Origin of the sequence: Sedimentitalea todarodis (assembly GCF_032595355.1) — a bacterium.
In the GTDB taxonomy this organism is placed as follows: domain Bacteria; phylum Pseudomonadota; class Alphaproteobacteria; order Rhodobacterales; family Rhodobacteraceae; genus Sedimentitalea; species Sedimentitalea todarodis.
This window is the reverse complement of record NZ_JASMWN010000018.1, coordinates 1-14,104: the sequence shown is the minus strand read 5'-3', so window position 1 is coordinate 14,104 and position 14,104 is coordinate 1. Positions and strand designations below refer to the sequence as shown.

The 14,104-nt window shown below is 59.2% G+C and carries 10 protein-coding genes and 1 pseudogene; all 11 read left to right on the top strand.

All coding sequences use genetic code 11. The features are described from left to right. Nucleotides 1-139: 139 nt before the first annotated feature. Nucleotides 140-1,186, top strand: a complete 1,047-nt coding sequence (gene tssA / locus QO231_RS19070; protein WP_316780120.1) for a type VI secretion system protein TssA — start codon at nucleotides 140-142, stop codon at nucleotides 1,184-1,186. A gap of 67 nt (nucleotides 1,187-1,253) precedes the next feature. Then, the gene (tssB, locus tag QO231_RS19065; RefSeq protein ID WP_316780118.1) at nucleotides 1,254-1,766 is read left to right on the top strand and encodes a type VI secretion system contractile sheath small subunit; all 513 of its coding nucleotides are present in this window, start codon (nucleotides 1,254-1,256) and stop codon (nucleotides 1,764-1,766) included. 9 nt (nucleotides 1,767-1,775) lie between these two features. Further along, nucleotides 1,776-3,272, top strand: a complete 1,497-nt coding sequence (tssC, locus tag QO231_RS19060) for a type VI secretion system contractile sheath large subunit (protein WP_316780115.1) — start codon at nucleotides 1,776-1,778, stop codon at nucleotides 3,270-3,272. Nucleotides 3,273-3,340: 68 nt separating this feature from the next. After that, a complete protein-coding gene (locus QO231_RS19055; RefSeq protein WP_316780114.1) occupies nucleotides 3,341-3,841 on the top strand; it encodes an Hcp family type VI secretion system effector in 501 nt (166 codons plus the stop codon). 73 nt (nucleotides 3,842-3,914) lie between these two features. Continuing rightward, nucleotides 3,915-4,736 (top strand): type VI secretion system accessory protein TagJ, encoded by an 822-nt coding sequence (locus QO231_RS19050; RefSeq protein WP_316780110.1) that lies wholly within the window; start codon nucleotides 3,915-3,917, stop codon nucleotides 4,734-4,736. After that, nucleotides 4,729-5,226, top strand: coding sequence for a type VI secretion system baseplate subunit TssE (tssE, locus tag QO231_RS19045; RefSeq protein WP_316780107.1), 498 nt, complete (start codon nucleotides 4,729-4,731; stop codon nucleotides 5,224-5,226). The genes QO231_RS19050 and tssE overlap by 8 nt, the downstream gene beginning before the upstream one ends. A 5-nt stretch (nucleotides 5,227-5,231) precedes the next feature. Next, a complete protein-coding gene (tssF, locus tag QO231_RS19040; RefSeq protein WP_316780104.1) occupies nucleotides 5,232-7,109 on the top strand; it encodes a type VI secretion system baseplate subunit TssF in 1,878 nt (625 codons plus the stop codon). Beyond that, entirely contained in the window at nucleotides 7,073-8,116 is a 1,044-nt protein-coding gene (gene tssG / locus QO231_RS19035; RefSeq protein WP_316780101.1) for a type VI secretion system baseplate subunit TssG, read from the top strand. The genes tssF and tssG overlap by 37 nt, the downstream gene beginning before the upstream one ends. Before the next feature lie 28 nt (nucleotides 8,117-8,144). Continuing rightward, entirely contained in the window at nucleotides 8,145-10,847 is a 2,703-nt protein-coding gene (gene tssH / locus QO231_RS19030; RefSeq protein WP_316780099.1) for a type VI secretion system ATPase TssH, read from the top strand. 37 nt (nucleotides 10,848-10,884) lie between these two features. Beyond that, nucleotides 10,885-11,745, top strand: coding sequence for an ion transporter (locus tag QO231_RS19025; RefSeq protein ID WP_316780096.1), 861 nt, complete (start codon nucleotides 10,885-10,887; stop codon nucleotides 11,743-11,745). Beyond that, a pseudogene (tssB, locus tag QO231_RS19020) lies at nucleotides 11,742-12,242 on the top strand (type VI secretion system contractile sheath small subunit); the annotation flags it as partial. The gene QO231_RS19025 and the pseudogene tssB (QO231_RS19020), both read left to right, overlap by 4 nt. Nucleotides 12,243-14,104: the final 1,862 nt, after the last annotated feature.

The window sequence follows — 14,104 nt, the reverse complement described above, 5'->3', positions numbered from 1 at the left end:
TTTAAGAAGACGATAAGGCTGACTTGGGGTCAAGAAAATGTTTTTTTCTGTTGTGTGAACTGCATTACAGCAAACGCAGCGAGGAATGGGTTCAAGTGTAGTCGCGGCCAGGGTGTGTGCCGCTTCGAAGGGAGACACGATGGACCCGGCAGTCCTTTTACAATCCAAGAGTGATGACTCTCCGAGCGGTGAGAACCTCGAGTACGAGACCGTCTTTACCGAAATGGAACTTGCCGCTCAGCCGATCGAGGAGCAACAGGTTGGCGATGCAAAAACCGAGGGGCACGAACCGGACTATCGCGAAGTCATCAAGAAGGCTCTGCTGGTGCTGGAACAAAGCCACGATCTGCGGGCCGGCGTGTTTCTGGCCGACGCGATCCTGAACATCGAGGGATTGAAAGGGTACGCCGACGCGACAACGGTCCTGCGTGGTCATGTTGAACAGTTCTGGGACACCTGCCATCCCGAGCTTGACGAAGACGATGACAACGATCCGACGATGCGTGTCAACGCTATTCAGGGGCTCTGCGGTCAACCCGGCGGAATGGCGGGGCCGTCACTGGCCTATCGGTCGCTGCGCCGGGTCGCGCTGACCGAGAGCCGCGGATTTGGGCGCTTCTCGATGCGTGACATCGAGGTGTCCGAGGGTCAGATCGCCTTGCCGGAGGGTGAGACCGGGCCGGATACCGCCGCGATCTCGGCGGCCTTTCAGGATACGGACGATGATGTGCTGGCCGAAACGCTGGCCGCCGTCCAGACCGCGTCGGAAAACATCCGGGCAATTTCCGCGGTATTTGACGAAAAGACGCCGGGTCGGGGACCGGAACTTGACCCTCTGGTCAAGCTGCTGGACCAGATGGCGCGGCGTTTGGGAGAATACACGTCTGCTGACGATCCGACGATACAAGTGGACGATAGCCATGGCGATGCGGACGCGCCTGCAGCCGCAGCAACGTCGGCGGCACCAACGCGGGCCGTCGGATCAATCAACTCGCGTTCCGACGTGACGAATGCATTGGATCGGATTGTCGGCTATTATCGCCAGCACGAGCCATCCAGTCCGGTTCCGATATTGCTCGAGCGGGCAAAGCGGCTGGTCAATGCCGATTTCCTGACAATCATTCAGGACATCGCACCCAACGAATTCGACAATGTGAAAATTCTGGGCGGCATCGACAACGATTAACCGATACGCAGCCTCTGTTCGGGAATGCTGCGAATTAATGTAAAACAGGGATACCAAGGAGCACTAGATGGCGGACAGTTCACAGAAATTCATTGCGCGAAATCGCGCACCAAGGGTTCAGATCGAATACGACGTTGAGCTGTATGGCGCTGAGAAAAAGGTCCAGTTGCCATTCGTCATGGGTGTGATGAGCGACCTTGCCGGCAAGTCCGAAGCGCCGCAGCCTGCCGTTGCGGACCGCAAGTTTCTCGAGATTGACGTCGACAATTTCGACGACCGGATGAAGTCGATGCAGCCCCGCGCGGCGTTTACCGTTCCCAACACCCTGACCGGTGAAGGCAACCTGGCCGTGGATATCACCTTTGAGAGCATGGACGATTTTTCACCCGCTGCAATCGCGGCCAAGGTCGAGCCGCTCAAGGAATTGCTCGAGGCGCGCACCCAGCTTTCGAACCTGATGACATACATGGACGGCAAGACCGGAGCCGAGGATTTGATCAGCAAGATCATAACCGACCCGACGCTGTTGAAAACACTGGCTGCGCAGCCCGCACCCAAGGCTGAAAGCGACGAGGAATAGGAGACACACATGGCTGAAGAACAAGCCCAGGCGGAAGCCGGTGGTGAAGCCACCGCATTTGGATCATCTGAATTTGAGGATCTGCTGCAAAAAGAGTTTCGCCCGAAATCCGATCAGGCCAAAACCGCCGTCGAATCCGCCGTCAAGACGCTTGCACAACAGGCGCTCGACAACACCAACCTGATTTCCGATGACGCGCTGCGTTCCATCGAAGGTATTGTCGCGGAGCTCGACAAGAAACTGACCGAACAGGTCAACCTGATCCTGCATCACGCGGAATTCCAGCAGATGGAAAGCGCGTGGCGGGGCCTGCACTATCTCGTCAACAATACCGAAACGGACGAGATGCTGAAAATCCGCGTGATGAACATCTCGAAGAAGGACATGCACAAGACCCTGCGCAAGTTCAAAGGCACTGCCTGGGACCAGTCTCCGATCTTCAAGAAAGTCTACGAAGAGGAATTCGGCCAGTTTGGTGGCGAGCCCTATGGCACCCTTGTTGCGGACTATCACTTTGATCACAGCCCACCCGATGTGGAGCTTCTTGGCGAGATGTCCAAGATTGCCGCCGCTGCCCATGCGCCGCTCATCACTGGTGCGCAACCGACGCTGTTCCAGATGGAAAGCTGGTCCGAGCTGGCCAATCCGCGCGATCTGACCAAGATCTTCCAGACACCGGAATACGCCTCCTGGCGGTCCCTGCGCGAAAGCGAGGATTCCAAGTATGTCGGCCTCGCGATGCCACGGTTTCTGGGGCGTCTGCCCTATGGGTCGAAAACCGATCCAGTCGAGGCCTTTGCCTTTGAAGAAGACACCGAAGGTGCGGACAGCAGCAAGTACGGCTGGGTCAATGCCGCTTATGGCATGGCGGTCAACATCAACCGGTCGTTCAAGCAATATGGCTGGTGCTCGCGTATTCGCGGCGTCGAAAGCGGCGGCGCGCTGGAAAATCTGCCAAGTCACACCTTCCCGACGGACGATGGTGGTGTAGATCAGAAATGTCCGACCGAAATCGCCATCAACGACCGGCGCGAGGCAGAACTGGCCAAGAACGGTATGATGCCGCTCATTCACCGCAAGAATTCGGATATTGCGGCCTTTATCGGTGCGCAATCCCTGCACAAACCGGCGGAATATGACGATCCTGACGCGACGGCCAACGCCAATCTCGCGGCCCGGTTGCCGTATCTTTTCGCGACATGCCGCTTTGCGCATTACATGAAATGTATGGTTCGCGACAAGATCGGCTCGTTCAAGAGCCGCAACGACATGCAGTCCTGGCTTCAGGGCTGGGTGAACCAATACGTAGACACCAACGCAGATGTTTCTTCGGAAGCGGTCAAGGCGCGCAAACCACTCGCTGCCGCCGAAGTCGTTGTCGAAGAAGTAGAGGGCAATCCCGGCTATTATTCGTCGAAATTCTTCTTGCGCCCTCACTACCAGCTGGAGGGGCTCACTGTTTCCCTGCGACTGGTATCCAAATTGCCTTCGGAGAAAGGAGCGTAATTTTTGGCTCCAGGAAGGCACTACATCCAAAAAAGACGCATCGCGTCAAACACTGAAAGGAAAAAACTATGGAAAACGCATTTGTAGAAATCGAGGGCGCCGATGGCGAAAGCATGGACAAGGGTCACCCCAACTGGATCCCGCTCAAGTCTGTCTCCTTCAATGTCGAGCGTACTTTGGACATGGCCGACCTTGGTACGACGCAGCGCGGATATGCCAACGCCAATTTCGGGAAGATCAGCCTGACGTCAGAGCTTAGCCTCGCTTCGCCCAAGCTGATGCTCTCCGTGGCCAATGGCACTGTTCGCGACAAGACGGTAATCCACCTGTGCCGGTCCGGCAGTGACGGAAACACCGGAATGGAACCCTATCTGGTCTTTACCCTGACCCATTCGGTGATCGACAAATACGAGGTTTCGGGCGGCGAAGAGCAGATTCCGGAAGAAAACTGGGATCTCGCCTATCGCACCATTACGGTCGACTACAAGGCATCCGATCCCGAGACCGGCGCGCTGACCAAGGACACCTCGAATTTTGCCTGGAATGTCATGAAGAACGAAATGATCTGATCGTTTCCCTTACATGCCCGGTCGCGTTCTGGCCGGGCATGTCCACCATTGTACGAGATATGGAATAGTCTGCATGACCCCCGAAGAGCATCTGAACTCTGGCGACCCAAAGTCGGCGCTGACCGCACTGCAGGACAAGGTCAGAGCGAATCCGGCCGATCCAAAGCTTCGGATTTTCCTGTTTCAGCTGTTGTGCGTACTCGGAGATTGGAAGCGGGCGATTACCCAACTGAAGCTGAGCGCCGAAATGGACGGCACCGCGACGATGATGGCCCAGACCTACCGCGAGGCGATCATCTGCGAGGTCTATCGCGAAAAGGTGTTCGCGGGCGAAAAGGAGCCGCTTATTTTTGGCGAACCGGAAGAATGGCTCGCCCTGCTGATCGAGGCGCAGAAACTCCTCGCATCGGGCAAAGCGGACGAGGCTGCCACACTGCGTGCCCGGGCCTTTGATGCGGCACCTGCCTGCTCTGGCGAGATCAACGGGCAACCCTTTCAATGGATCGCGGACGCTGACATGCGGTTGGGTCCGGTCCTCGAAGTCATCGTGAACGGACGATATTTTTGGCTGCCGTTCAGTTCGATCGCGTCATTGACCATGGAAGATCCCAGCGATCTGAGGGATGCGGTCTGGACTGCGGCGACTCTGGGCCTGCACAATGGTGGCGAGGTGGCGGCGCTCATACCCACGCGCTATGTCGGAACCACCGATGGCGACGATGCCGCGGCCAAGCTCGCGCGGGCGACCACATGGGCCGATGCGGGGGCCGACACATTTGTCGGGTCTGGTCAGCGACTGTTAGCGACCGACCAGAACGATGTGGCCCTGATGGACGTTCGCAGCCTTGTCATGGAGGGCGCCCCGGCAGCGGGGGGCGCTTCGGGCGATGGCTGACAAGACCCTTGCCGAGCGCCTTCAACCGTCCCTGCTGGACAGGTTGACGGACAATGAGCCCGGCAATCTCAAGGAAGCGAGGGACGCGCGGGTGATCGACATCTCGCGGTTGCGCGATATCATTCAGCGTGATCTGTCCTGGCTGTTGAACACGACCAACACCGAGAGCTCATTTGATGCCGCCGCCTTGCCCCATGTTACGCGCTCGGTGATCAACTACGGGCTTCGCGAGGTCTCGGGAGAGTTCTCTACGGCGGAGCGGGCGGAAAAAATCCGTCGCTCGATCCAGCAGGCGATCTCCACCTACGAGCCGCGCATCATCAAGGGAACCGTGGATGTGACGCTCAATCCTGAAGGGGAGGGAAGCGACATGATGGTGGCGCTGATCATCCGGGCGGATATGTGGGCGCAACCTCTGCCGCTCGAACTGTACCTGCGCAGCCAGGTGGACGTGACCACCGGTGAAATCTCCGTGGAAGGGAGCCGATAGTCGCCATGGATACGCGCCTGATGAAACACTATGAAAGCGAGTTGATCTTTCTGCGTGACATGGGCGCGGAATTCGCTTCTGCCTATCCCAAGATTGCCAGCCGCCTTGGCATGGAGGGGGTCGAGGTGCTGGACCCCTATGTGGAGCGGCTCCTGGAAGGTGTCGCCTTCCTCTCTGCGCGCGTGCAATTGGAACTGGAACTCCAGTACCCGAATTTTACCAGCAATCTGCTCGAGATCGTCTATCCGCACTACCTCGCGCCGACCCCGTCGATGATGATTGCCGCATTCGAGCCCGATACCACCAATTCGGCGGTCAAGAGCGGTTATGTCCTGCCGCGTCATACCTCGCTGCGCAGTCGGCCGATGGAAGGTGAAAGTACCCCGTGCGAGTTTCGTACGGCTGCCGAAATGACAATGTGGCCGATCCAGATAAGCGAGGCGGAGTACATAGAAGGGCGTGGCGAACTGGTTGCGGCCGGTGTCGCCGGTCAGGCCGAGGCCCGCGCCGGCATTCGCCTCAGGCTCAGGCGTGCGGATGGTGGTCCGATCGCGGAAATGCCGATGGATGACCTGACGCTGTTTCTCAACAGCAGCGGGGGCAACAGCTGGGCGCTCCTCGAATTGCTGTCAACGCAGGTCAGCGGCCTCTGCGGGCGGTCGACTGACCGTCGTGCCGACTGGGCAGAACCGCTGGTGGCGGGTGCAGTCGTGAACCGTGGTTTTGGACAGGACGAAGCCTTGCTGCCGACCCCGCGCCGGTCCTTTGACGGGTATCGCCTGTTGCAGGAATACTTTGCGATGCCCGAGCGGTTCCTGTTTGTCGAGCTTCAGGGATTACGTGCGGCGCTCGCGCGCGCGACGGGGCCGGATGTAGACATCTACATCCTGCTGAAGGAAAGCCGCAGCGAAGTGGCGCCGCTTGTCGTTGCCGAGGCCTTTACCCCCAATGCCGTGCCGGCGGTGAACCTGTTCCCCAAACGGTGTGACCGTGTGCATGTCGCCTCAAGCGACACGCAACAACACATCATCGCCAGCCGCACCGCGGCGCTGGATTTCGAAATTCATTCCCTCCAAAACGTCACCGGAATCAGCAGTGCGGGGGGAGATGACGTGGTGTTTCGCCCGTTCTATTCCTCAACCGATTTCACGGCTGCCGGGGAAACCCACCCGGCATATTATACAATCAACCGACGGATGCGGCAGCGCTCGGAAAAGGAACGCCTGCGGGGGGTGCGGACCTCCTATCTGGGGTCCGAAGTTTATTTGACACTGGTTGATCGGGCCCAAACGCCCTATGCCGCCGGGCTCGACCAACTGGCGGTCCAGGCGTTGTGCTCCAACCGGGACCTGCCATTGCTGTTGGCCACAGGGGATGCGGATGTGTTCCGGATGCCCGAGGGGGGGCCGGTCAAATCCATTCGCTTGCCGGTCTCGCCGACACGGCCTCACCCGACACTGGCGCAGGGGGATACGGCCTGGCGGCTGATCAGCCATCTGAGCCTCAACTACCTGTCGATTGCGGATTCTGGCAAAGGGGACTCGGCCGCCGCGTTGCGCGAATTGGTCGGACTTTATGCACCTTTGGGCGACCGGGTTACGGAAAAGCAACTTGAAGGCATCGTGTCGGTTTCAAGCCGTCCGATCGTGCGCCGGATGAGTGATGAAATCCTGTCGACGGCAGTGCGCGGCGTCGAAGTGACGATCGGCATAGACGAGAGCTTTTTTGAAGGCACAAGCGCCTATGTACTGGGCGCGGTACTGGAACGGTTCCTGCGCCGATACACGACGATCAACAGCTTTACAGAAACCGTTCTGAAAACGCAGAAACGCGGGGAAATTGCCAGATGGCGACCGGAAACCGGATTGGGCCGGATGATTTGAGCCATTTTGACAGGCTGAAAAAGGATCCGGAAAAGCATCACGTTTTTCAGGCGCTTCGGGTTATCGAAGCGACGTTTGAAGACGCCCCGCGCCTGGGGGAAAGCCGCCGTCCGCGCGAAGACAAGGTGCGGCTGGGACAGGAGGCTGAACTGGCCTTTCCTCCGTCAACCATCGCCGAATTCAAACTGGGCGTCGGAGACCGGCCCGCGCGACTGACCAACCGGTTCTTCGGCTTGTTTGGCCCCAACGGACCATTGCCGCTGCACATGACGCAATACGCACGCGATCGACATCGCAATCATCGCGACAGCACGTTTGTGGCCTTTGCCAACATGCTGACTCATCGGATGATGAGCCTGCTGTATCGCGCGTGGACCACCGGCCAGCCCGCACCGAGCTTTGATCGCGCGGATGATCCGATGGCGCGCAAGGTGGCGGCGCTGGCCGGGTACCATGGGCGCGCGTTGCGAGATCGCGATGCGATGCCGGATCTGGCGAAGCTTCATTTCGCAGGTCATCTGGCGCAGGCGGCCCGGAATCCGGAAGGGCTTGTCTCCATCCTGTCGGCATTCTTTCGGGTGCCCGTGAAATTGCAGCAATTTGTCGGCTGCTGGCTCGAGCTCGAACCGGACGATCAATGGCAGTTGGGGCATCGGGCCGCATTGGGGCGCAGCACCAGCGTCGGACAAAGGGTCTGGACGCGCGCAGCGAAGTTCAGGCTGCGCATCGGGCCACTTTCTCTGGTGGACTATGAACGTTTGCTGCCGGGCGGCGACTCGCAGCAGCGCTTGCAGTCCATCGTGCGCAACTACGTGGGCGACAGTCTTGACTGGGACGTGAACCTCGTGCTGGCCGGCGACGAAGTGCCCCGCGCCAGTCTCGGAGGTACCACGCGCCTGGGCCACACAAGCTGGATCAGAACCCGCCCGGACGCGGATGACACGCGCTCAAATGCCGAGGATTTGTACCTGTACCCGGATCTGCCACCCGCGCAGGCGGGGCTGTGACGCCAATATTGACCAGGAAGGACATCAGATGACCGAAATCAGCCGCGTAGCCTTGTTCGGAAAGCTCAACAAACTGGGCTATCAAGCCGTAGAAGGGGCCACGGTGTTCTGCAAGATGCGGGGCAACCCCTATGTCGAGGTTGTTCACTGGATGCATCAGATCCTGAATGGGCAGGACAGCGACATTCATCGCATCATCGGTTACTTTGATCTGGACCCGGGCAAGATTTCCGCCGAATTGACGCGTGCGCTCGATGCATTGCCGCGCGGGGCCAGTGCGATTTCCGATTTGTCGGATCATCTGATGGATGCGATGGAACGCGGATGGGTCTGGGGGTCTCTGCTCTATAGTTCCAATCATGTCCGAACGGGTCACCTGTTGTTGGGAATGTTGAAAACCCCGGCGCTGCGCAACATCCTGAGAACCATGTCACCCGAATTAGGTGGTATCGGGGCGGATGACCTGGCGGATAACTTTGCCAAGGCCACTGACGGTTCGCCCGAAGAGGCGCTTCACCCCAAAGACGCCAGCCAGACGGGAGGAGGCGTGGAGCCGGGCGAAGCCAGCGGAGCTCGGCAGGCCCAGTTGGGCGGCACCGAGGCGCTGGACCAGTACTGTACCGACATGACGGAGCAGGCGCGGAACGGCGAGATCGACCCGATTGTCGGGCGTGACGAGGAAATTCGCCAGATCGTCGATGTGCTGATGCGCCGGCGTCAGAACAATCCGATCCTGACCGGCGAGGCGGGCGTCGGCAAAACCGCCGTTGTCGAAGGCTTTGCACTACGTATCGCGCGCGGTGACGTGCCACCGGCGTTGCGGAATGTGCGCCTTCTGATGCTGGATATCGGCTTGCTGCAGGCCGGGGCCAGCATGAAGGGCGAATTTGAGAACCGGCTGCGTCAGGTGATTGACGAGGTGCAGGCGAGTGATCAGCCTATCGTGATGTTTGTCGATGAAACCCATACGCTGGTGGGGGCCGGAGGTGCGGCGGGAACTGGGGACGCCGCAAACCTGCTGAAACCGGCACTCGCACGGGGAACGTTAAGGACCATCGGCGCGACCACATGGGCCGAATACAAGAAGTACATCGAAAAAGACCCCGCGCTGACCCGCCGGTTCCAGGTGGTACAGGTTGATGAGCCCGACATCCCCAAGGCGATCCTGATGATGCGCGGCATTGCGTCGATGCTGGAAACGCATCATCGGGTGCAGGTTCTGGACGAAGGCATCGAGGCGGCGGTCACACTGTCGGCGCGCTACATCCCGGCGCGGCAATTGCCGGATAAATCCGTCAGCCTGCTCGATACGGCCTGCGCGCGCGTTGCGGTCAGCCAGCATGCCGTGCCGGCCAGGGTGGATGACAGCCGCCGTCGTATCGAGGGACTGACCACCGAGCTTGATATCATCGGGCGGGACGAAACCGCGGGCTATGAAGTGGCCGATCGGCGAGAGGCCGTTTCGGCGGCCAAGAGCGCGGAAGAGGACCGGTTGGAAGAACTGAACGGTCGTTGGGAAACGGAAAAGGCCGTGGTTGAATCCATCCTGGCGCTGCGGGCCAAACTTCGAGAAGGCGGCGCGCCGGTGGATGAGGCGCCGCAGGATGATGAAGCCGCCCAAAGTCCGCTGTCCGAAGAAGAGCGCGCGGCCTTGATGGCAGAGTTGAAGGCAAAGAACGCGGAACTGACCGAAGTGCAGGGGGAAAACCCGCTGATCCTGCCCATCGTCGATCATCAGGCCGTGGCCAGCGTCGTCGGCGACTGGACGGGCATTCCAGTGGGCCGCATGGTCAAGGACGAAATCGAGACCATCCTGCACCTTGAAGACCATCTGGCAAAACGGGTGATCGGGCAGGATCACGCGATGCAGATGATCTCCAAACGCATCCAGACATCCCGCGCGGGGCTCGACAACCCGTCCAAACCCATCGGTGTCTTCCTGCTGGCCGGCACGTCGGGCGTGGGCAAGACCGAAACCGCGCTGGCGCTGGCCGAGGTTCTGTACGGCGGTGAGCAGAATGTCATCACCATCAACATGAGCGAATATCAGGAAGCCCACACGGTCAGTAGCCTGAAAGGCGCGCCTCCGGGCTATGTCGGTTATGGCGAAGGTGGCGTTCTGACCGAGGCGGTGCGGCGCAAACCCTATTCCGTGGTGCTGTTGGACGAGGTTGAAAAGGCCCATCCCGACGTGCACGAGATTTTCTTTCAGGTCTTTGACAAGGGCGTCATGGAGGATGGCGAAGGTCGCGTAATCGACTTCAAGAACACCCTGATCCTGTTGACCAGCAACGCGGGAAGCGACCTGATCATGGACATGTGCGCCGATCCCGACCTGATGCCCGAACCCGAAGGCATCGCCAAGGCGCTACGCGAGCCGTTGCTCAAGATTTTCCCGGCGGCATTGCTTGGGCGTCTGGTCACGATCCCCTATTATCCGCTCAGCCCCGACATGATCGCCGAGATCACCAAGCTGCAGTTGGGTCGGATCAAGCGCCGGGTTGAAACATCGCATGGCGTGCCGTTCGAGTTTTCCGATGCTGTGGTCGACACGATTGTTGATCGTTGTCAGGAACTGGAAAGTGGAGGTCGCATGATCGATGCGATCGTGACCAACACGATGCTGCCCGAAATCTCGGCAGAGTTCCTGCGCCGGATGATGGAAGGCGGCGCCGTGACCAAGGTGGCGATAGATTCGGATGGTACGAATTTTTCATATGCGTTCGAGTAAGGCCCGAACATAGACCCAAGACCTAGGAGTGGCAGACGTGCAGACGAGCCCAGAGATCAATCAGACAACCACCCTGCGGGAAAAGGCGCTGGAGTTCGTTGAACGAGACAGCGTCAAGAACGCAATTCTGGGCGTGATCATTTTCAACGCCGTGACGCTTGGCATGTCGACATCGGAAAACATCAACAGCGTGATCGGCCCGGCCCTCAAGGTGATCGACCAGATCGTGCTGATGATCTTTGTCGCCGAACTGGCGCTCAAGTTCTTTGCCTATGGCATCAGGGGCTTTTTCTCAAACCCATGGAATATCTTTGACTTTATCGTTGTTGGCCTGGGCCTGTTGCCGGACAAGGGCGGTCTGTCGGCCCTGCGTGGGTTGAGGGTGATCCGCGCGATGCGTCTGCTCTCGGTGATCCCGCAGATGCGGGCGGTGGTGCAGGCTCTTCTGGATGCGTTGCCGGGCATGGGCGCAGTGATCATCATGATTTCGATCGTCTTTTATGTCTTCGGCGTGATGGCCACGCTGATGTACGGGCCTGATTTCAACGAATGGTTCGGCACGCTGGGGCGCAGTCTTTATTCTCTGTTTCAGATCATGACGCTCGAGAGTTGGTCAATGGGCATCGTTCGCCCGGTGATGGAGGTGCATCCCTATGCCTGGGCGTTCTTCGTGCCCTTTATCATCATCACCGCGTTCTCGGTCCTGAACCTGTTCATCGGTCTCTTGGTCAACACCATGCAGGCTGCGGTGGAGGAAGAGAACGAGGCCGAATTCGAAAACCTGAGAGAACTCGTCAAGAGTGAAACCGACATCGTCAACGAGAATGTCACCGAGATGCTCGCGGAGCTCCGGGCATTGCGCGCCGAAGTCGCGGAACTCAAAGGAGAGGAGAAATGAGCGACAGCTCGCAGAAATTCATATCTCGCAACCGTGCTCCAAGGGTGCAGATCGAGTATGATGTTGAGCTCTACGGTTCCGAAAAGAAGGTGCAATTGCCGTTTGTCATGGGCGTCATGTCTGATCTTGCCGGAAAATCCAAGGTGCCCCAGCCTTCGATCGAAGAGCGCAAGTTCCTGGAAATCGATGTCGATAATTTTGATGATCGCATGCGCGCGATGCAGCCCCGCGCGGCCTTCAGTGTACCCAATACTCTGACCGGTGAGGGCAATGTCGATGTTGATCTGACCTTTGAGAAGATATCGGATTTTTCACCGGAGGCGATCGCGGCCAAGGTCGCACCGCTCCGTTCACTGCTTGAGGCACGCACGCAACTTTCAGACTTGATGACGTATATGGATGGCAAGGTCGGTGCGGAAACCCTGATCGAGAAAATCCTCGCCGATCCCGCATTGCTGTCGGCCCTCGCCGGATCGAAGCAAGAGGCCACGGATAGCGCTGCTGCTCTGGACAGTTTGCGGGCTTTGGCCACGGAAGAGCCGCAGCATGCGAATGTGGCCGACAATGTCCTGGACGGATTGAAGTCGAAGGCGCCGGTGGAGGAGACGCCAAAAGACACTTCCGACGATGTGTTGGCAGCACTTGCCCGAACATCGGCGGAAGAGCCGAAACCGACTGACACGAAAGCGGACGTCCTTTCCAGCCTGCGCGAGAGCGCAGCACCAGACGAGCCCGGCGAGGACAAGGACCAAGCCGCATTGGATCAACTGCGCGCCAATTCGCCTATCGAGAACGCGCCGGATACGAGTGTTGATGACGCGCTCGCGGGTCTTGCCAATGCGGTCCCCGATGCCGAGGTCGAACTTGATATGACTGCCTCCGCATTGGACAGTCTGGCGCGGGCAGAAATACCGGACGCAGCAAAGGATGAGAGCGATGCGCTCTTGGCAGATTTGGCCACGATTGTCCCGGAAGAGACCCCTGAACCGGACGACGTTGGCGCGGCACTGGACAGCCTTGCTGACGTTGAGCCTCCGCGACCAACCGAAGACACGACCGATGACGCCTTGGCAGGTCTTGCTGCCGCTGCCCCGGCAGAGACACCTGAACCGGATGAAGTTGGCGCGGCACTGGACAGCATCGCAGATGTCGAGCTTCCGGTAACTGCCGATGATGCGGCAGATGATGCGCTTGCCGGGCTCGCTGAACTTGCGCCTCAAGAACCTCCGGAGGCAGACAATATTGAGTCGGCCTTGGACAGTCTTGCCGACGTTCACAGCGGCCCGCCCCCAGAAGATACGACGGCTGATACGTTGGCGGAACTTGCTGGCGCAATACCGGAAGAGTTGCCGCAGGAGAATGACCTGGACGACGCACTCGACAGTCTGGCGTCGATTGAAGTCGAGGAAGCTGCCGGTGACGGCAGTGCCGATGTGTTGACAGAGAGTGCGAACACTCAGCCTGAAGAGCCTCTACCGGCGGATGAGGAGGAGCTTGCGGTGGACAGTCTCGGCACGTCAGATGCCGGAGAAGCGACACAAAAAACAGCTGCAGAGACCGATCTGGACGATCTGTTTGGCGATAGCGGGATTGATACTCCGGATGAACTGGACGATCTATTGGGGCTGGGCGAGATTGGGTCCGCGGCGGGCACCGAGCCTGTCGATGTCGTGAGCGCGACCCATGCCGCGAATGGGACGCCTGAGCCGGACGATTTGGAGGATCTGCTCAGAGATCCGGATGCCACGGACTCCACAGAGATATCTCTGTCGGACCCCACCCCGGATTTGCCAGAGGCGGGTAACAACGTTGCTGCGGCTGATCCGCTGGATGACGACTCGTCGTCGCTGGCATCTGACGCCGACGATCTTGATGACCTGCTGGGTGATTTGGGCGAGACGGAATCGCCTGAAAGCGCAACTTCGGACGCGGAGCGGGCCCCGTCGGACGATCTTGATGACTTGTTCGGAGATTCGGAGGACGCCGACGCCTCAGACAATGAAACGTTATCCGATGAACTCCAGGGCGAGAGTGATATCGAAGAAAGCCCCGCCGACGATCTTGATGACCTGCTGGGCGATCTGGGCGAGGCGGCAGCCCCTGAAAGCGCAGCTTCGGACGCGGAGCAGGCCCCGTCGGACGATCTTGATGACTTGTTCGGGGATCCGGAGGACGCCGACGCCTCAGACAGCGAGGCGTCAACTGATGAACTCTTGGGTGGACGTGACGTCGAAGAAGGCCCCGCCGACGATCTTGATGACCTGCTGGGCGATCTGGGCGAGGCGGCAGCCCCTGAAAGCGCAGCTTCGGACGCGGAGCAGGCCCCGTCGGACGATCTTGATGACTTGTTCGGGGATCC

Excerpts from the sequence above, each read along its gene's own strand:
- tssB (WP_316780118.1), top strand. The coding sequence starts at position 1,254 with ATGGCGGACAGTTCACAGAAATTCATTGCGCGAAATCGCGCACCAAGG.
- QO231_RS19050 (WP_316780110.1), top strand. The coding sequence starts at position 3,915 with ATGACCCCCGAAGAGCATCTGAACTCTGGCGACCCAAAGTCGGCGCTG.
- tssG (WP_316780101.1), top strand. The coding sequence starts at position 7,073 with ATGGCGACCGGAAACCGGATTGGGCCGGATGATTTGAGCCATTTTGAC.
- tssF (WP_316780104.1), top strand. The coding sequence starts at position 5,232 with ATGGATACGCGCCTGATGAAACACTATGAAAGCGAGTTGATCTTTCTG.
- QO231_RS19055 (WP_316780114.1), top strand. The coding sequence starts at position 3,341 with ATGGAAAACGCATTTGTAGAAATCGAGGGCGCCGATGGCGAAAGCATG.
- tssA (WP_316780120.1), top strand. The coding sequence starts at position 140 with ATGGACCCGGCAGTCCTTTTACAATCCAAGAGTGATGACTCTCCGAGC.
- tssE (WP_316780107.1), top strand. The coding sequence starts at position 4,729 with ATGGCTGACAAGACCCTTGCCGAGCGCCTTCAACCGTCCCTGCTGGAC.
- tssC (WP_316780115.1), top strand. The coding sequence starts at position 1,776 with ATGGCTGAAGAACAAGCCCAGGCGGAAGCCGGTGGTGAAGCCACCGCA.
- tssH (WP_316780099.1), top strand. The coding sequence starts at position 8,145 with ATGACCGAAATCAGCCGCGTAGCCTTGTTCGGAAAGCTCAACAAACTG.